At 74.7% G+C, this 15,528-nt stretch carries 14 protein-coding genes; 8 read left to right on the plus strand and 6 right to left on the minus strand.

Annotation, left to right across the window (positions count from 1 at the left end; genetic code table 11):
* Positions 1-165: 165 nt before the first annotated feature.
* A complete protein-coding gene (locus tag IE98_RS0133760) occupies positions 166-1,686 on the minus strand; it encodes a long-chain-fatty-acid--CoA ligase (protein ID WP_030275599.1) in 1,521 nt (506 codons plus the stop codon).
* A gap of 38 nt (positions 1,687-1,724) precedes the next feature.
* Positions 1,725-2,567, minus strand: a complete 843-nt coding sequence (locus IE98_RS0133765; protein WP_030275600.1) for an alpha/beta fold hydrolase — start codon at positions 2,565-2,567, stop codon at positions 1,725-1,727.
* A 573-nt stretch (positions 2,568-3,140) separates the two neighbouring features.
* Between IE98_RS0133765 and IE98_RS0133770 the strand changes: the two genes are divergently transcribed.
* Genes IE98_RS0133770 through IE98_RS0133790 form a run of 5 tightly spaced genes read left to right on the plus strand, consistent with a single transcriptional unit; the run spans position 3,141 to position 7,631 of the window.
* Positions 3,141-4,391, plus strand: a complete 1,251-nt coding sequence (locus IE98_RS0133770; protein ID WP_030275601.1) for an ABC transporter substrate-binding protein — start codon at positions 3,141-3,143, stop codon at positions 4,389-4,391.
* Positions 4,388-5,248, plus strand: coding sequence for a branched-chain amino acid ABC transporter permease (locus IE98_RS0133775; RefSeq protein WP_030275602.1), 861 nt, complete (start codon positions 4,388-4,390; stop codon positions 5,246-5,248). The genes IE98_RS0133770 and IE98_RS0133775 overlap by 4 nt, the downstream gene beginning before the upstream one ends.
* Entirely contained in the window at positions 5,249-6,193 is a 945-nt protein-coding gene (locus IE98_RS0133780; RefSeq protein ID WP_052391341.1) for a branched-chain amino acid ABC transporter permease, read from the plus strand. It abuts the gene before it with no gap.
* A complete protein-coding gene (locus IE98_RS0133785) occupies positions 6,190-6,903 on the plus strand; it encodes an ABC transporter ATP-binding protein (protein ID WP_030275604.1) in 714 nt (237 codons plus the stop codon). Before IE98_RS0133780 ends, IE98_RS0133785 begins: the two co-directional genes overlap by 4 nt.
* Positions 6,900-7,631: an ABC transporter ATP-binding protein gene (locus IE98_RS0133790; protein ID WP_043175775.1), complete on the plus strand. Its 732-nt coding sequence runs from the start codon at positions 6,900-6,902 to the stop codon at positions 7,629-7,631. The genes IE98_RS0133785 and IE98_RS0133790 overlap by 4 nt, the downstream gene beginning before the upstream one ends.
* Positions 7,632-7,759: 128 nt before the next feature.
* On the opposite strand, the gene IE98_RS0133795 is transcribed toward IE98_RS0133790, so the two are convergent.
* Entirely contained in the window at positions 7,760-8,920 is a 1,161-nt protein-coding gene (locus IE98_RS0133795; protein ID WP_159401156.1) for a helix-turn-helix domain-containing protein, read from the minus strand.
* Between the two features lie 620 nt (positions 8,921-9,540).
* Positions 9,541-10,380: an alpha/beta fold hydrolase gene (locus IE98_RS0133800; protein WP_030275606.1), complete on the minus strand. Its 840-nt coding sequence runs from the start codon at positions 10,378-10,380 to the stop codon at positions 9,541-9,543.
* Between the two features lie 212 nt (positions 10,381-10,592).
* Here IE98_RS0133800 and IE98_RS0133805 point away from each other — a divergent pair, with 212 nt between their 5' ends.
* The gene (locus IE98_RS0133805; RefSeq protein ID WP_078661517.1) at positions 10,593-11,795 is read left to right on the plus strand and encodes a PucR family transcriptional regulator; all 1,203 of its coding nucleotides are present in this window, start codon (positions 10,593-10,595) and stop codon (positions 11,793-11,795) included.
* Positions 11,796-11,841: 46 nt separating this feature from the next.
* On the opposite strand, the gene IE98_RS0133810 is transcribed toward IE98_RS0133805, so the two are convergent.
* Complete coding sequence (locus IE98_RS0133810; protein WP_030275608.1) at positions 11,842-12,684, minus strand: alpha/beta fold hydrolase; 843 nt, start codon at positions 12,682-12,684, stop codon at positions 11,842-11,844.
* 229 nt (positions 12,685-12,913) lie between these two features.
* Between IE98_RS0133810 and IE98_RS0133815 the strand changes: the two genes are divergently transcribed.
* Together IE98_RS0133815 and IE98_RS0133820 are read left to right on the plus strand one after the other, a co-directional pair.
* Entirely contained in the window at positions 12,914-13,558 is a 645-nt protein-coding gene (locus tag IE98_RS0133815) for a LysE family translocator (RefSeq protein WP_030275609.1), read from the plus strand.
* Between the two features lie 189 nt (positions 13,559-13,747).
* Positions 13,748-14,554, plus strand: a complete 807-nt coding sequence (locus tag IE98_RS0133820; RefSeq protein ID WP_030275610.1) for a class I SAM-dependent methyltransferase — start codon at positions 13,748-13,750, stop codon at positions 14,552-14,554.
* 30 nt (positions 14,555-14,584) lie between these two features.
* Here IE98_RS0133820 and IE98_RS0133825 read toward each other — a convergent pair whose 3' ends face one another.
* Positions 14,585-15,448, minus strand: a complete 864-nt coding sequence (locus IE98_RS0133825) for a carbohydrate-binding protein (protein WP_030275611.1) — start codon at positions 15,446-15,448, stop codon at positions 14,585-14,587.
* Between the last annotated feature and the right edge of the window lie 80 nt (positions 15,449-15,528).

The raw sequence follows: 15,528 nt of genomic DNA on the forward strand, positions 1-15,528 counted from the left end.
TCCAGTGGCACGACAAGCAGTTCGGCCTGGAGACCATGTGCGTCGGCGGCGGCCAGGGCATGGCCATGGTCATCGAACGACTCAGCTGAACCGCAGCGCGGCCGGACGTGGCGAGGGGCGCCGACGGAGACTCCGTCGGCGCCCCTCGCTGTCGCGCCCGGGTGGTCAGTCCCGGGTGCGCAGGGTGAAGGCGTGGCGCAGCTCGCGCTTGAGGACCTTCATGCTGGGGCCCAGGGGCAGCGACTCCACGATCTCCACCTGGCGGGGGTACTTGTGCCGGCCGACCTGGCCGGCCGCCCAGGCGACGAGCTCGGACGGCTCCGGCGGGGCGGCGGGGTCGGCCGGCACCACCACGGCGCAGACCTCCTCGCCGTGGGTGGGGTGGGGGAGGCCGATGACGGCGACCTGGGCGACGGCCGGGTGGCGGATCAGCGCCTCCTCGACCTCGCGCGGGTAGACGTTGTACCCGCCGCGGATGATGAGGTCCTTGGTGCGGTCGACGATGCGGACGAAGCCGGCCTCGTCCTGGATGCCGAGGTCGCCCGTCCGGAACCATCCGTCGGTGAAGGCCGCGGCGGTGGCCCCGGGGAGTCCGAGGTAGCCGCTGAACACGTTGTGGCCGCGGATCACGATCTCCCCGAGGTCGCCCGGCGGCAGCAGGCGGAGCCCGTCGGTCTCCTCGCCGTCGGTGGCCGGGGCGGCGACGGCGACGTCCACGCCCCACACCTGGTGGCCGACCGTGCCGGCGCGGGTGCCGAACACCGGCTGGTTGGAGGTGGCGACGGGGGAGGTCTCCGAGAGGCCGTACGCCTCCAGCACCGGTGCCAGCCGCTCCTGGACCTCGTCCAGGACGGCGACGGGGAGCGAGGCGCCGCCGGAGACGCACAGCCGCAGGGCCGACGGGCGGTCGGCGCCGGCGCGGAGCGCGTCCAGCAGGGCGATGTACATGGTCGGCACGCCGTGGAAGACGGTCACCCCGTGGCGCCGCATCAGATCGAGTGCGGTGTGCGGGTCGAAGCGCGGCTGCATCACCAGCGTCGCGCCGACCCGGAAGGTGGTGTTCATGGCGACCGTCTGCCCGAAGGTGTGGAACATCGGCAGGCAGCCGAGCACCACGTCCCGGCCGGTGACGCCGAAGGTGTCGAAGGCGCTGACGGTCGCGTTCATCACCAGGTTGAGCTGGGTGAGCACCGCGCCCTTGGGCCGTCCGGTGGTGCCGCTGGTGTAGAGGATCACCGCCGGGTCGTCGGCGCGGCGCGGGAGGTGGGAGGCGAGCGGGGCGGTGCCGTCGCGGGGGGCGCGGGTGCTCAGCACGGCGGCACCGGCGATCCCGGCGGCGGCCGTGCCCGTCCGCGCGGACGCCTCGTCGACGACCAGGAGCCGGGCTCCGCTGTCGGAGAGCACGTGCGCCACTTCCTGCGGGGTGAGCAGCAGGTGGACGGGGACGACCACGGCGCCGGCCGCGAGGACGGCGTAGTAGCAGCGCGGGAAGTCGGCGGTGTTCTGGGCCATCAGGGCGACGCGGTCGCCGGGCCGGACGCCGGCGGCGACCAGAAGGCCCGCGAAGTCGAGTGCTTCGGACCAGAGTTGGGCGTACGTCAGTTCCAGCGCGCCGTCGACGACGGCCGTGCGGGTGGGGTGCCTGCGGGCCGGCTCGGCCAGGACGCAGGCGAGGGAGAGGGTCATGCGGTCTCCTCGGGGGACGGCTGGGACGGTGGTGCGGGTCAGGCGGTGACGCGCTCGATCCACTCGACCAGGTCCGCCTCGACGGTCTCGCGGTCGGTCTCGTTGAGGATCTCGTGGCGCGCCCCCGGGTACACCCGGTAGGTGATGTCCTCGATGCCGGCCTCGCGGTAGCGCCGGACGACGAGGTCCGACAGCTCCAGGTCGCGGTTGAGCGGGTCGCGGTCGCCGACGGCCACGTAGACCGGCAGGTCGGGCCGGACGGTCGTGGGCGTGGCGAGCCGCTCGCCGGCCGCCGCGAGGTCGGACATGCCCTGGTCGTCCAGGGTGAAGCCGCAGAGCGGATCGGCGAGGTACGCGTCGACCTGCGCCTCGTCGCGACTGAGCCAGTCACCCGGCGTCCGGGCGGGCTCGAAGGCGGAGTTGAAGGCGTCCATGACGTCGCCGTCGGCCTCGGCGAGGTGGGCCATGAGCCGGTCCAGCGCCGCGGTGCCGGACAGTGCGACCCCGGCCAGCAGCTCGGAGTGCCCGAGCACGTACTGCTGGGCGGCGAACGAACCGAGGCTGTGGCCCACCAGGACGAGTGGCAGCCCCGGGTGCCGGCGCTCGATCAGTGCGGACAGCGCGACCATGTCGTCGACCAGCCGGTTCCACCCGTCGTCGCCGAGGTGGCCGGGGACGTGGCTGACGGTCAGCCCGTGGCCGCGGTGGTCGTCGGCGTACACGGCGTAGCCCCGCCGGGCCAGCGCCCGGGCGAAGTGGTCGTAGCGGGCCGCGTGTTCGCCCATGCCGTGGGAGATCTGGACCAGGCCGCGGGGCGGCCCGTCCGGTGCCCACTCGTGGACGTGGATCTGCAGGCCGTCTTCGCTTCTGAAGGTGAACATGTGACGGTTCCTCGGGGGCTGTCGTGGGTGGCGGCCGGCGGCGCGGGCGGCGCGGGGAGCGCGGAACGCGCGGCCGGGGGGAGAGCGGGGGATCTGCGGCGCGCGTCGGGCGGTGGGCGCCGAGCCGCGGGATCGGGGCGCGGCGGGCATGAATGGCCCGGGCTGCCGAATTGCGCAGGTTCTGTTCTGACGCTACCGCATTCGACAATGTCGAACAATGGCTGGCGAAGAGTTTTTCGCGCAGATCCCCGGCGGTGCGCCGAGGTGGCGCCCGTTGCCGATTCGAATCCGAATCCGGCTGGTGCTACCGGCGAGTAGCGAGGTACGGTCCTGAACCTGCCCGCAAAGCCGACCGGAATTCACACTCCGGGCGTTCTCACCACGCACGGCCCAGGCGGGCGGATTCCCCTGCGGATGGCAGTCCGCGCGCGTTCCTCCCCATTTCCGGCACGGCCCCGAGCGGCGGCCGGACGGAGGACCGACCCTCCCGAAACACCCACCGGACACCCCGGGCACCGCCTCCGTGCCCCACGTGCACCCGGCCATCCAGCAACCCCCACCCCGGAGGTACCCATGCGTGCATCGCGCGCCGCGGCCGTCGTCCTGGCCGCCACGACCGTCCTGTCCTCGGCCGCCTGCAGCTCAGGCTCCGGCTCCGCCGGAGCGGACGCGGACCGCGTGAGGATCGGCGCCCTGCTGTCGCTGTCCGGCGTCTACTCCACCCTCGGTCCGGCCGAGAAGAAGGCCATGACCATGGGCGTCGAGGAGCTCAACCGGCAGGGCTTCACCGTCGCCGGCCGGCGGCACACGCTGGAGATCGTCTACGCCGACGACAAGTCCGACCCGGCCACCACCGGTGTCACCGCGCTGCGGGAGATGACCCAGGCGCAGCGGCTGCCGGTCGTCGCCTACGGCCTGGGCTCGGCGACCTACGCCCCGCAGCTCAAGCGCAAGCCCGTCCCGATGATCAACGTCCTGGACAGCTCCTACCCGAGCATCCTGGACCTCGACCCCCACCTGTACCTCACCCGCGGGGGCTCGCACACCTACGTGCCGGGCTGCCTCGCCTACGCGAAGCAGAAGCTCGGCGCGAAGTCGCTCGGGGTGATCACCGCCAAGGGCGAGCCCTACGGGGAGGGCCTCACCGAGCTGGTCGGCCTGGCGGCCCGCGCCAACGGCATCCGGATCGCCGCCTCCGCCGGCTTCCCGCTCGGCGCGACCGACTACGGCAACGCCGTCGGCACGGTGCTCGCCGCCAAGCCCGACGCGATCTACCTCAGCAGCGTCACCGGCGTGATCCTGCCCGTCCTCAAGCAGCTGCGGCAGGCCGGCTGGACGGGTCCCGTGCTGCACAGCGCGGGCGTCGGCCCCGACCAGGCCCGGGCGATCCTCGGCGACCAGTTCAACACCCTGATGACCGACAACTACGACTGCGCCGGCACCCTGCCCGGCACCTCCGCCGACCCGGCCACCGTCGCCTTCGCCAAGGCCTACGAGGAGCGCTGGAAGGAGAACCCGCAGGACCTGACCATGTGGGCGCACGACTACCCGTTCATCGTCGCCGAGGCCATGTCCAGGGCCGGCAGCACCACCGACCCGGAGAAGATCAACAAGGCGCTGCCCGGCATCGGCGTCCCGAAGGGCACCGTCAGCGGCTGGCTGCCGACCTACACCGGCCAGCTCTTCGACGAGCGCGGCGCCCGCACCACCTCCGAAGTGACCGCGTGGTGCCCCGCCAAGCAGACCGTCGCCAGCGCCATGACCTTCGACACCAAGCGCGGCGAGCTGGTCGACCCCGTCTTCGCGAAGGACGCCTGCGCATGATCCAGACCCTCGTCAACGGGGCCTTCCTCGGCTGCCTGTTCGCCGTGATGGCGGTCGGCCTGACCCTCGTCTACGGCGTGATGGAAGTCCCCAACTTCGCGCACGCCGGGGTCGTCGTCCTCGCCGCCTGCACCACCTGGTCGGCGACCGCGGCCGGACTGCCCTTCGTCCTCGCCGCCCTGGCCGGCATCGCCTGCGGCGGACTGGTCTCGGTCCTCACCGAGACCGCCGCCTACCGGTGGATCGTCGACAAACCGGCCGCCGCACCCGCCGTCGCCCTCGGCCTGCTGCTGATCCTGCAGAACACCGCGCTCCGGCTCTACGGCGGTGAGGGCCGCTCCCTCGACACCCCGTACGACACCGTGCTGCTCCGCTTCGGCGGGATCTCCCTGCCCGGGGTGAAGGCGGCGCTGATGGTGCTGGCCGGGCTCTCGCTGGCCGCGCTCCACCTGCTGCTGGCCCGCACCTCGCTCGGACGCCGGATGCGCGCGGTGGCGCAGGACCGGGAGGCTGCGGCGATGCTCGGCATCCCGCTGCGCCGCCAGTACGCACTGGCCTTCCTGGTCGCGGGACTGCTCGCGGGCGTCGCCGCGATCGCCTACGCCCCCACCTACCAGGTGTCGCCGTACATGGCCGACGAGGTGCTGCTCAGCGCCTTCGTCGTGGTCGTCCTCGGCGGCCTGGGCAGCGTCTGGGGGGCCGTCGCAGGCGGGCTCGTCCTCGGGGTGGTCGAGAGCCTCGGAGCCGCCTACGTGAGCTCCGCCTACCAGAGCGCCTTCGGCTTCCTCATGCTCGTGATCGTCCTCGTGCTGCGGCCCACCGGGCTGCGCAGCACGAACTCCCGAAGGGTGGCGTGAATGCGCACCTCCCGTATCTCCCGGCACGCCGGGCCGCTCGCCGGCATCGCCGCCGTGAGCCTCCTCGCCCACGCCCTGCTCGGCTCGCTGCAGGGCGACCTCGGACAGGTCGCCCTGCTGACCGTCTCCTGGACGGTGGCCCTGACCGGCCTCAACCTCGTCCAGGGCCTCGGCGGCTACCCCAGCCTCGCCCACGCCTCCTTCTACGGCGGCGGGGCGTACGTCTCGGCCGTCCTGCTCGACCACGGCGTGCCGATGGGCCTCGCGGCGCTCGCCGCGGTCGGCGCCGCCGTCCTCGTGGCCCTGCTCGTGGCGCTCGTCTTCAGCCGGACCCGCGGGCAGTACTTCGCCATCGGCACGATGTTCTTCGGCGCCGTGACCACCCTGGTGTTCACCAACGCCGCCGACCTGACCGGCGGCCCCAACGGCCGGCCGGTCGAGCTCGGCCTCCCGCTGGACACGACGCTGCTGCTGCTGTCGGCCTCGCTCGGCCTGGCGCTGGCGGCCTTCCACTTCCTGTCCGTCGGCCGGTTCGGGGCGCGGCTGCAAGCCGTCCGCGAGGACGAGGACCTGGCCGAGCACCTGGGCGTGCCCACGGCCCGGGTCAAGCTGCTGGCGATGGTCCTCTCCTCGGTCTTCGGGGCCTGGGCCGGGGTGCTGTTCGCCCAGTACAACGGTGTCGTCGCCCCGTCGCAGTTCACCTTCGTGCAGGGGTTCCTGATGTTCGTGGCGATCGGCATCGGCGGCGCGGGCCGGCTGTACGCGCCGCTGGTCGGCAGCCTCGTCGTGATCGGCTTCACCCAGCTGATCAAGCTCGGGCCGGGCGTCAGCCAGATCGCCCTGGGCGTGCTGTTCATCGCGGTGACCCTGCTCGTACCGCAGGGCGTGCTCGGCGGCCTGGCCGCCCTCCGCCGCCGGGTGCGCCCGAGGGGAGCCGTCGCATGAGCGCGCTGTTGCAGGCCAGGGGCCTGGTCAAGCGGTTCGGCGGCGTGACCGCCGTGGACGGGGTCTCCTTCGAGCTCGACGGCGGGCAGGTACTGGGCCTGATCGGCCCCAACGGCTCCGGCAAGACCACCCTGCTCGGGATGCTCGCCGGCACCCACCCGCCCACCGGGGGCGCCGTCCTCCTCGGCGGACGGCTTGTTCGCGGCCGGGGCGCCCACCGCAGCGTCCGCGCCGGGATCGCCCGCACCTTCCAGACCACCCGGCTGTTCCCCACCCGGACCCTGCGGGAGAGCCTGGCGCTGACCCGCGGCGAGTGCCGCGGCCGGCCCGCCGGCCCGGGCGACGGGGACCTCGCCGCGCTGATCGGCCTGGACGGTCAGCTGGACCGGCCCGCCGAGCAGCTGACCGGCGCCGCCCAGCGGCTCGGGATGATCGCGCTCGCGCTGGCCACCGGCCCGCGTGTGCTGCTGCTCGACGAGCCGGCCGTCGGCATGGACGGCGCGGAGGCCGACACCCTGGCCGCGGCCGTCCGCGGCGCCGCCGAACAGCTGGGCGTCGCGGTGGTGGTCGTGGACCACAACATGCAGTTCCTGATGCCGCTCGCCGACCGCGTCCTGGTGATGGCGGCCGGCGCCGTCCTGGCCGAGGGCACCCCCGAGCGGATCCGCACCGACGAGGCGGTCGTCGCCTCCTACCTGGGAGGGGCGTGACCGTGCTCACCGTCGAGAACCTCACCGTCGCCTTCGGCCCGGCCGTCGCCGTCCGCGACATCAGCCTGCACGCCGAGCGCGGCACCGTCACCGGCATCCTCGGTGCGAACGGCGCGGGCAAGACCACCACCCTGCTGGGCATCCACGGGCGGGTCCGCCGCAGCAGCGGGCGCATCCTGCTCGACGGGCAGGACGTCACCGGCCACGACACCGCCGCCCTGGTGCGCGCGGGCGTCGCGCTCTGCCCGGAGAACCGCCGGCTGTTCCCCGCCATGACGATCGAGGACAACCTGCTGCTCGGGGCGGACGGCCACGGCCGCCGGGAGCAGCGCCGCCGCCTCGCCGGCACCTACGAGCGGTTCGGATGGGTGGCCGAGCGCCGGGCCGAACCGGCCGGCCGCCTCAGCGGCGGCCAGCAGCAGACCGTGGCCATCGCCCGGGCCCTGATGTCGAAGCCGCGGCTCGTCCTGCTGGACGAGCCCTCCAGCGGGCTCTCCCCGGTGGCCGTCGAGGAGGTCGGCGACCTGCTGGAGACGATCACCCTGGACGGGACCGCCGTCCTGCTGGTGGAGCAGAACGTCCACCTGGTGCGACGGCTCTGCCGCACCGCGTGGGTGCTCGCCCACGGCGAGGTCACGGCGGGCGGGCCCGTCGCCGACCTCGTCCGCACCGGCGCCGTCTCGGACGCCTACCTGGGGAGGTCCGCCGCGAGCCGGGAGCGACCGTGAGGGCGGTCGGGCGGACCGGGGAAGGGCCGCCACGTACTCCCGTTCGGCCGTCGGGGCCGGCGCCGGCCGTGCGCCGGGGCCGGCCCCGACGGTGCTTCCCGCCGGTGTCCCGCGGGCTCAGGCAGGGCTCAGGCCGGGCCGTCCGCCGCCCGCAGCCGGCCCCGCAGGGCGACCTCGAGCTCGAAGCGGGCATCGGGGTCGTGCAGGGCCGGCCCGAACAGCTCGTGGACGCGGCGCAGTCGCTTGCGCGCCGTCTGCGGGTGGATGCCGAGGCGGGCGGCGACGTCCGGGGCCCCGCCCCGGGTCTGCAGGGTGGCGAGCAGCGTGCTCGCCACCCTGGCGGCCTGCTTGGCGGTCAGCGCCTCCAGCGGCGCCAGCCTGCGCCCGGCGACCAGGTGGACCAGCGGTTCGTCCGCCCAGAGCAGCAGATCGGGAAGGCGGGCGTCGCACTCCACCGGCTGCCCCTGCGGACCGGTCAGCCGGTCGCGGACCGTCCGGGCCCAGCGCAGCGAGTCGGCCGCCGAACCGACCGGCACGACAGGGCCGATCACCGCCCCGGGCCGGTCCAGCAGCCGGCGCACCCGGCCGTCGTCCCTGACCTCCGCGGGGTCGGGCAGCAGGAGGCAGGGGTACGGCGGGCGCAGGTCGCAGAGCACGTCCGCCGGCAGGCCGAGCCGCGTGCCGGCCAGGTCCTCGCCCGGGGCGAGCAGGGCGAAGGCGACGGTCGCGGGCAGCCGCCACTGCGCCAGCTCGGCGGCCGCGACCAGCCGGGGGCCGGGCGCGCCGGCGGCCAGCAGGCCGAGCAGCCGCCTGCGGTGGCCCGCAAGGCCGTCGCCGGCCTCCGCCGGTCGCCGGTGGCCCTGCAGCGCGGTCGCGGTGACCTCGTCGACGTGGGCGAACACCGCCTCCGCGAGGGCCGCGGTCGCGTCCGGTCCGACGCCGGTGCGGCGGGCCACCGCCGCCAGGCGTCGCCAGGCCGCGCGGCCTCCGGCGCGGCAGGCGGCCTGCACGGCGTCGGGCGAGCGGCCGGCCGCCGCATGCCTGTGCCCGAAGGCCGCGCAGTCCTCCGGCCGGGCGGCCGTCCGCCGTCCCGCCACCAGGTCCAGGAAGTGCGCCAGGGCCGACTCCACGGCGCTGCGCAGCGCCGGGTCCGGCCGCCCGGCGGGCGGACCGCCGGGTGCGGGCAGCCGCAGGGCCATTTCGGCGGAGACCTCCGCGGCCATGGCCGCGAGGCCTTTGCGCGCCTCCGCCTCGAATGCGGGCGGAAGGTCCAGGCGTGAAATCGGCACATCGACTCCCTGCTCGCCTTTCCGGCTGCGGCCGGAACGACTTGATTGATATCGGAAAACAACTCACCCGGATGACACGGATCGGGTTCCGGTGAATGCTGGAAATGTCGCGACGGGACGTTTTTTCGGTGGGCGTCCGGAATTCATTGACGCCGTCCGTCCGCGGCCCGTAGCGTTCCGGTCAATTCCGCACCGTCGCCTCGACCGAATCCTCGGCGAGGACCCGCCGGACACGCCGGCCGGGAATGTCGACGACCGGAACGGGACCGGAGGCGAGCCGCATGACGACAGGGATGCCGGAGTCGGGCCGCACCCCGTTCCCGAGCCTGCGTCACATCGGCGCGGACGCCCGCCGGGACCACGGCGCTCCCGATCCCGCCGACCGTGTCGGGAGCGCCCTCGGCCCGGTCGCGTCGACCGACGCGACCGGCTACAGCCACCGGGGACAGAGCCCTGCCAGGCCGCGTCTCCGGTTCCCGGCCCGCTGCGCGGGCCGGGGGTTCCGCCGCCTCGGAGGTGCTAGGTGGGAGGCGGACGGTCCGGGAATGCCGTCGGGAGGTGGTGAGACCTCCCGGCGGCGCAACCCGGGCCGCGGTGGAGCGGGACGGGCGGACGCGCCGTCAGACGACCCGGTCGAGCCACTCGACCAGGTCCGCGACCACGTCGGTGCGGTTGGTCTCGTTGAAGAGCTCGTGCCGTGCGCCCGGGTACGGGCGGTAGGTGATGTCCATCAGTCCGGCCTTGCCGTACCGCTCGACGAGCAGGTCGCTGAGTGCGAGTCCGGCGTTGAGCGGGTCCCGGTCGCCGACCATGACGTACAGCGGCAGCCCGGCCGGGATCCCGGCCGGCTCGGTGAGGCGCGCGGCGGCCGCCGCGAGTTCGCCCATGGCCCGGTCGTCCAGCGTGAAGCCGCACATCGGGTCCGCGAGGTACGCGTCGACCTGCGCCTCGTCGCGGCTGAGCCAGTCCGCCGCGGTGCGGGCCGGCTCGAACGGCCGGTTGAACGCGGCCATCACGTCCGGCCCCTGGGTCGCCAGGTGGGCGAAGAGCCCGTCGAGGGCGGTCGTCCCGCACAGCACGGCCGCGTCGACGAGCCGGACGTGGTCGAGCAGGTACTGCTGGGCGGCGAAGGAGCCGAGACTGTGGCCGAGCAGGACGAGCGGCACGTACGGATGGGCGGCCCGGGCGTGGGCGGAGACCATGGCGAGGTCGTCCACCAGCCGGTTCCAGCCGTCCTCGCCGAGCACGCCGGGGCCGGCGTGCATGCTCAGGCCGTGGCCGCGGTGGTCGTCGGCGACGACCGCGAAGCCCCGGGCGGCCAGCGCCTCGGCGAGCGGCGCGTAGCGCCGGGCGTGCTCTCCCATGCCGTGGGCGATCTGCACGACGGCCCGGGGTGCGACCGGGGGCGACCAGGTGTGCAGGTGGATGCGGACGCCGTCGGCGCTCGTGAGGGTGGTCATGACAACTCCTGGAGGGGGAGGCGGCTCGGAGGGGGAGGCGAGGGGCCCGGGCGGCGGGCCGCGGGAGCCCGGCGCCCGAGGGCCGGTGCAACGCGCCGTTCACGCTGTCGTCATCGTGGCGCGAGCCGCCTGCGAATCGAATGGGTGGCCGGACAAGGCGCGCCCGGCCGCGTTGTGGCCGGCCACAACCGCACCCCGCATAGGCTGGGGGAATGAGCCGCCCAGCACCCCCGCCGGAGATCGTCGAGGTGGCCGCGACCCTGTTGCCGCACCACCGCGAGATCGGCGAGCGCCTGGCCCGGCGGATGCGCGCGGAGATCGAGTCCTACCGCAACGAGGACCTCATCCCCTTCCACACCATCCGGGCCTCGTGCATCCGCAACATCGAGCTCATGATCCGGCACTTCGTCCACACCGGTCCCGCCGACCTCGGGCCGCCCCAGGCGACCGGCCGGATGCGCGCCGAGCAGGGCGTCCCGCTGCCCGAGACGCTGCACGCCTACCGGATCGGATTCGAGTTCCTCTGGGCCGAGTTCGTGGCCGAGGCCCGACGCCACCCGGCGGTCACCGACGCCATGCTCGTCGACCTGGCCGCACAGGTCTGGCAGCTCGCGGGCGAGTACTCCGACGCCGTCGCCCGGGCCTACCGCGAGACCACCGCCGCGCTCGTCCTGCAGCGCGAACGCGAACGGTCCGCCCTCGTGGAGGCGCTCCTCACCGGCGCCATCAGCGAGATCGGGCCGGTCGAGGAGGCCGGGCGGACACTGGGGCTGGGCTCCCACGGGCCGTACGCGGTGATCGCCGCCGACGTGCCGGCGCCCGGCCGCGAGGCGCTGCCCGGCATCGAGAACGCCCTGCGGGCGGTCCGCGTCCGCTCCGCCTGGCGGCTGCTGCCGGACCAGCAGATCGGCGTCGCCTCGCTGCCCGACCCCGACGACGAGGAGACACTGCTGCGGCTGCTGCGCCGCCACCCCGCACGGGTCGGGGTCAGTCCCTCGTACCCGTCGCTGCGCGACACCCCGCAGGCGCTGCGCTTCGCCCGGCTGGCCCTGGACGGGCTGCGCGGCAAGCCCCGCGGGACGGTCCGGTTCGACGACCGTCCGCTCGCCATGCTGGTGGCGGCCGCGCCCGCGGAGGCGGCCCGGTTGGCCCGGCTGGTGCTCGGCCCGCTGCTCGACCTCCCCCGGGAGGAACGCGAGCGGCTGACCGACACCCTGGAGCAGTGGTTCGCCGCCGCCGGCAGCACCGAGGGCGCGGCCGAGCGGCTCTACGTGCACGCCAACACCGTCCGCTACCGGCTGCGCCGCATCGAGGCGCTCACCGGTCGCGCGCTCCAGGACCCCCGGCACCTGGCCGACATCGGATCCGCCCTGCTCGCGCTGCGGCTGCTGCCCGGCGAGGCGGCCGGCGGCTGAGCCGTGTGACTGCCGCCCGCCGGTCGGCCGGTAGTCGGTCGGCCGGTCAGCCCGTCACGCAGAGGATCCAGGCGACGAGCTCCGCCGCGACCTCGACCCGGTTGGTCTCGTGCAGGATCTCGTGCCGGGCCCCGCGGTAGGTGCGGTACGTGACGTCGGTGAGGCCGGCCCGGCGGTACCGCTCCACCACCACGTCCGAGAGCGTGAGCTCGGCGTTCATCGGGTCGCGGTCGCCGACCGCCACGTAGACCGGCAGGTCCCGGCGGACGGTCTCGGGCCGGGCCAGCCGGTGCGCGGCCGCGGCCAGGTCGTCCCAGCCGCGGGCGTCCAGTGCGAAGCCGCAGAGCGGGTCGGCGAGGTAGGCGTCGACCTGCGCCTCGTCCCGGCTGCGCCAGTCGTGTCCGGTGCGGGCCGGCTCGAACGGTGCGTTGAAGGCCGCCGCCGCGTCCCCGCCGGCCGCGGCCAGGGCGGTGAGCAGCCGGTCCAGCGCGGTGGTGCCGGAGAGCGCCACGCCGGCCAGCCGTTCCGAGTGGTCGAGGACGTACTGCTGGGAGGCGAACGAGCCCAGGCTGTGGCCGACCAGGACCAGCGGCAGCCCGGGGTGGCGCCGGTGGGCGAGGTCCGAGAGCGCCACCATGTCCTGGACGAGCCGGTTCCAGCCGTCCTCGCCGAGGTGGCCGGGGGTGGCGCCGATGCTCCGGCCGTGGCCGCGGTGGTCGGCGGCGTAGACGGCGTACCCCTGGCCGGTGAGCGATGCGGCGAGGTGGGCGTAGCGGCGGGCGTGCTCGCCGGTACCGTGGGCGAGCTGGACGATGCCGCGTGGCGCGCCGACCGGCTGCCACTCGTGGACGTGGATCTCCAACCCGTCGCTGCTGGTGAAAGTGAACATCCGGCGGCTCCTCGGCAGGTGGTGCGTGGGCCGCGGGCAGGGCGGGCGGCCCGGGGGCCGCCGGTGGCCTGGGCGTGCAGTCGTCTCCATGCGCGCCGGGTGAGGCGGCCCGTTCGTGAAGACGCTACGTCATTCGACAATGTCGAACAATGGTCGTGGGGTCTCGGATCGGCATCGGGCCGGCAGGGCGGTCGAACACCTGATCGGTGTGTCGGGATAGGCTCACCGGGTGATCAGTGCGAGTGCCATCGGCGGAATCGCCGCAGTCTCGTTCGGCATGGTGATGACCCCCGGGCCGAACATGATCTACTGCGTGTCGCGGTCCGTCAGCCAGGGCCGCCGCGCCGGACTGATCTCGCTCGGCGGCGTGGTCCTCGGCTTCCTGGTCTACCTGACCGCAGCGGTGGCCGGGATCTCCGCCCTCTTCGCCCTCGTCCCGACCGCCTACCTGGCGCTCAAGCTCGCCGGCGCCGGCTACCTGCTGTGGCTCGCCTGGAAGGCCTTCCGCTCCCCGGCGCACTCGCCCTTCCGGGCGGCCGAGATGCCCCACGAGCGGCCACTGAAGCTGTTCGGCATGGGAGCCCTCACCTGCCTGCTCAACCCCAAGCTGGCCGTCCTGTACATCACTCTGCTCCCGCAGTTCGTCCGGCCGGAGGAGGGGCAGGTGGCCCTGCAGAGCGCCCTGCTCGGCCTCACCCAGATCGCCGTCGGCACCCTCGGCAACGCCGCCTTCGTCCTCACCGCGGGCGCGCTGGCCGGCTTCCTCGCCCGCCGCCCCCTGCTGCAGCGCCTGCACGGCTGGGCCACCGGCACCCTGCTCGCCGCCTTCGCCCTGCGCATCGCCACCGAGCGCAGCCGCGCCACCGTGGCCTGAGGGACCGCTTCAGGGGGCGTCCGCGCCCCGTGCGGTGCGCGCACGGCTGGACCCGCAGTGGCCCCGGAGGCGCCGAATCCGCTGCTCACGGCCGCGCCGGCGTGCCACACTCGCAGCAACGGCGGTCCGAGCGCAGCCGCGGCCGGGCCCGCCGGACCCACGGTCGCCCCACCACGGGAGGCAGACGGCATGGCCTTGGACGGCTCGATCCCCGGCGTGTACCAGGAGTACCTGGTGCCGATCCTCGTCCGCCCCTATGCCCGGGACCTCGCCGCCCGGGCCGTGACCCACCGGCCGGCCCGGGTGCTGGAGACGGCCGCCGGCACCGGCGCCGTCACCCGGGAGCTCGCCGCGGTGCTGCCCGGATCCACCGGGATCGTGGCCACCGACCTGAGCGCGCCGATGCTCGGGCTCGCCTCCTCCTCGCACACCGGCCGGCCGGTGGACTTCCGGCAGGCCGACGCCCTCGACCTGCCCTTCCCCGACGACTCCTTCGACGTCGTGGTCTGCCAGTTCGGCGCCATGTTCTTCCCGGACAAGCCGCGGGCCTTCGCCGAGGCGCGGCGGGTGCTGCGGCCCGGCGGCGTGCTGCTGTTCAACGTGTGGGACCACATCGCCGCCAACGAGTTCGCCGCCGTCGCGGCGGCGGCCGTGGCCGCCCTGGTGCCCGAGGACCCGCCCGACTTCATGGCCCGGGTCCTGCACGGCTACCACGACCACGTGGCCATCGCGCGGGACGTCGAGGCCGGCGGGTTCGAGGCGCCCCGGATCGAGACCGTCGACGCCCGCAGCCGGGCCGGGTCCGCGGTCGAGGTGGCGACCGCCTACTGCCAGGGCACGCCGATGCGCAACGAGATCGAGGCCCGGCCCGGGATCTCGCTCGCCGAGGCGACCGACGCGGTCGCCTCGGCGGTCGGGGAGCGGTTCGGTGACGGTCCCGTCGAGGGCGCGATGCGCGCCCACGTGGTCACCGCCACCGCTGCCGTCGGCGTCTGAGCGGAGCGACCGGGCGGGGCTCGCCTCCGGTCAGACCCGCCGCCACAGTGCCGGCACGTTCGGCGGCTCCCAGCCGACGAAGGCCGTGTGCGCCTGGATGCAGACGTACCCGACGCCGTTGTAGGTGACCGCGTCACCGGCCCGGTACGCCGTGCCGGCCCGCCAGGTGCCGCCCGGCGTCGGTCCGGTCGGGGTCGGGGTCGGCCCGGTGGGCGACGGGGACGGGGACGGCGACTGCGGCACGTCCAGGACGAAGTCGAAGGACGCCTCCCGTCCCGGCCCGGACTGCCGGACGGTCATCACCAGCCGCGGGTCGAAGATGGTGTCCGTCGAGTTCCGCGGCTCGCCGGGGAAGTACAGCTGGGTGGTCAGCACCGGGCGGCCGGGGGCCTGCAGCTTCACGTGCAGGTGCCGGGTCCGGCCCGGGTACAGCCCGGGCACCACCGTGGTCAGGGTGAACCGGCCCTGGTCGTCGCTGAACTGGTGGCCGCGGAAGCCGTAGCCGGAGTTGTCGTACGCCCCGGCGGTGTCAGCCTGCCAGAAGTCCAGCAGCACGCCCGCCACCGGCCGGCAGGCCCGGCCGAAGACGTAGCCGCTCACCGTCAGCGGTGTGCCCGGGCCGGTCAGCACGGTGCGCAGCGGGGAGCCCGGCTTGAAGTACGGGCCCTCGATCTGTTCGGTGGTCGGCTCGTCGCCGTCGTGGCAGTCCGGGGTCAGGCCGACCGGACCGCTGCCGCCGCCGTCACGGGCCAGTGCCGCGCCGCCGCCGAGCAGCACGGGGGCGGCGCCGGCCAGCACGGCGGCCTTGAGCAGGTTCTTGCGGGTGATCCCGGGCTCGCCGGACCGCCGGGGCTGCGGCTCGTCCTGCGGCTGCGGTGGGGGCGGAGTGGGCATGGCGGATCGCTCCGTTCGGGGGTGGGGCGCAGGACCGTGGGGGTGTCCTGCGCATGACAGGCAACGTCCGGCGGCGGTGC

Source organism: Streptomyces sp. NRRL B-24484 (assembly GCF_000717715.1).
In the GTDB taxonomy this organism is placed as follows: domain Bacteria; phylum Actinomycetota; class Actinomycetes; order Streptomycetales; family Streptomycetaceae; genus Kitasatospora.

Bases quoted from the DNA above. Each gene is read 5' to 3' on its own strand.
- IE98_RS0133765 (WP_030275600.1), bottom strand. From the start codon at position 2,567: ATGTTCACCTTCAGAAGCGAAGACGGCCTGCAGATCCACGTCCACGAG.
- IE98_RS0133785 (WP_030275604.1), top strand. From the start codon at position 6,190: ATGAGCGCGCTGTTGCAGGCCAGGGGCCTGGTCAAGCGGTTCGGCGGC.
- IE98_RS0133760 (WP_030275599.1), bottom strand. From the start codon at position 1,686: ATGACCCTCTCCCTCGCCTGCGTCCTGGCCGAGCCGGCCCGCAGGCAC.
- IE98_RS0133770 (WP_030275601.1), top strand. From the start codon at position 3,141: ATGCGTGCATCGCGCGCCGCGGCCGTCGTCCTGGCCGCCACGACCGTC.
- IE98_RS0133780 (WP_052391341.1), top strand. From the start codon at position 5,249: ATGCGCACCTCCCGTATCTCCCGGCACGCCGGGCCGCTCGCCGGCATC.
- IE98_RS0133820 (WP_030275610.1), top strand. From the start codon at position 13,748: ATGGCCTTGGACGGCTCGATCCCCGGCGTGTACCAGGAGTACCTGGTG.
- IE98_RS0133775 (WP_030275602.1), top strand. From the start codon at position 4,388: ATGATCCAGACCCTCGTCAACGGGGCCTTCCTCGGCTGCCTGTTCGCC.
- IE98_RS0133810 (WP_030275608.1), bottom strand. From the start codon at position 12,684: ATGTTCACTTTCACCAGCAGCGACGGGTTGGAGATCCACGTCCACGAG.
- IE98_RS0133805 (WP_078661517.1), top strand. From the start codon at position 10,593: ATGAGCCGCCCAGCACCCCCGCCGGAGATCGTCGAGGTGGCCGCGACC.
- IE98_RS0133825 (WP_030275611.1), bottom strand. From the start codon at position 15,448: ATGCCCACTCCGCCCCCACCGCAGCCGCAGGACGAGCCGCAGCCCCGG.
- IE98_RS0133800 (WP_030275606.1), bottom strand. From the start codon at position 10,380: ATGACCACCCTCACGAGCGCCGACGGCGTCCGCATCCACCTGCACACC.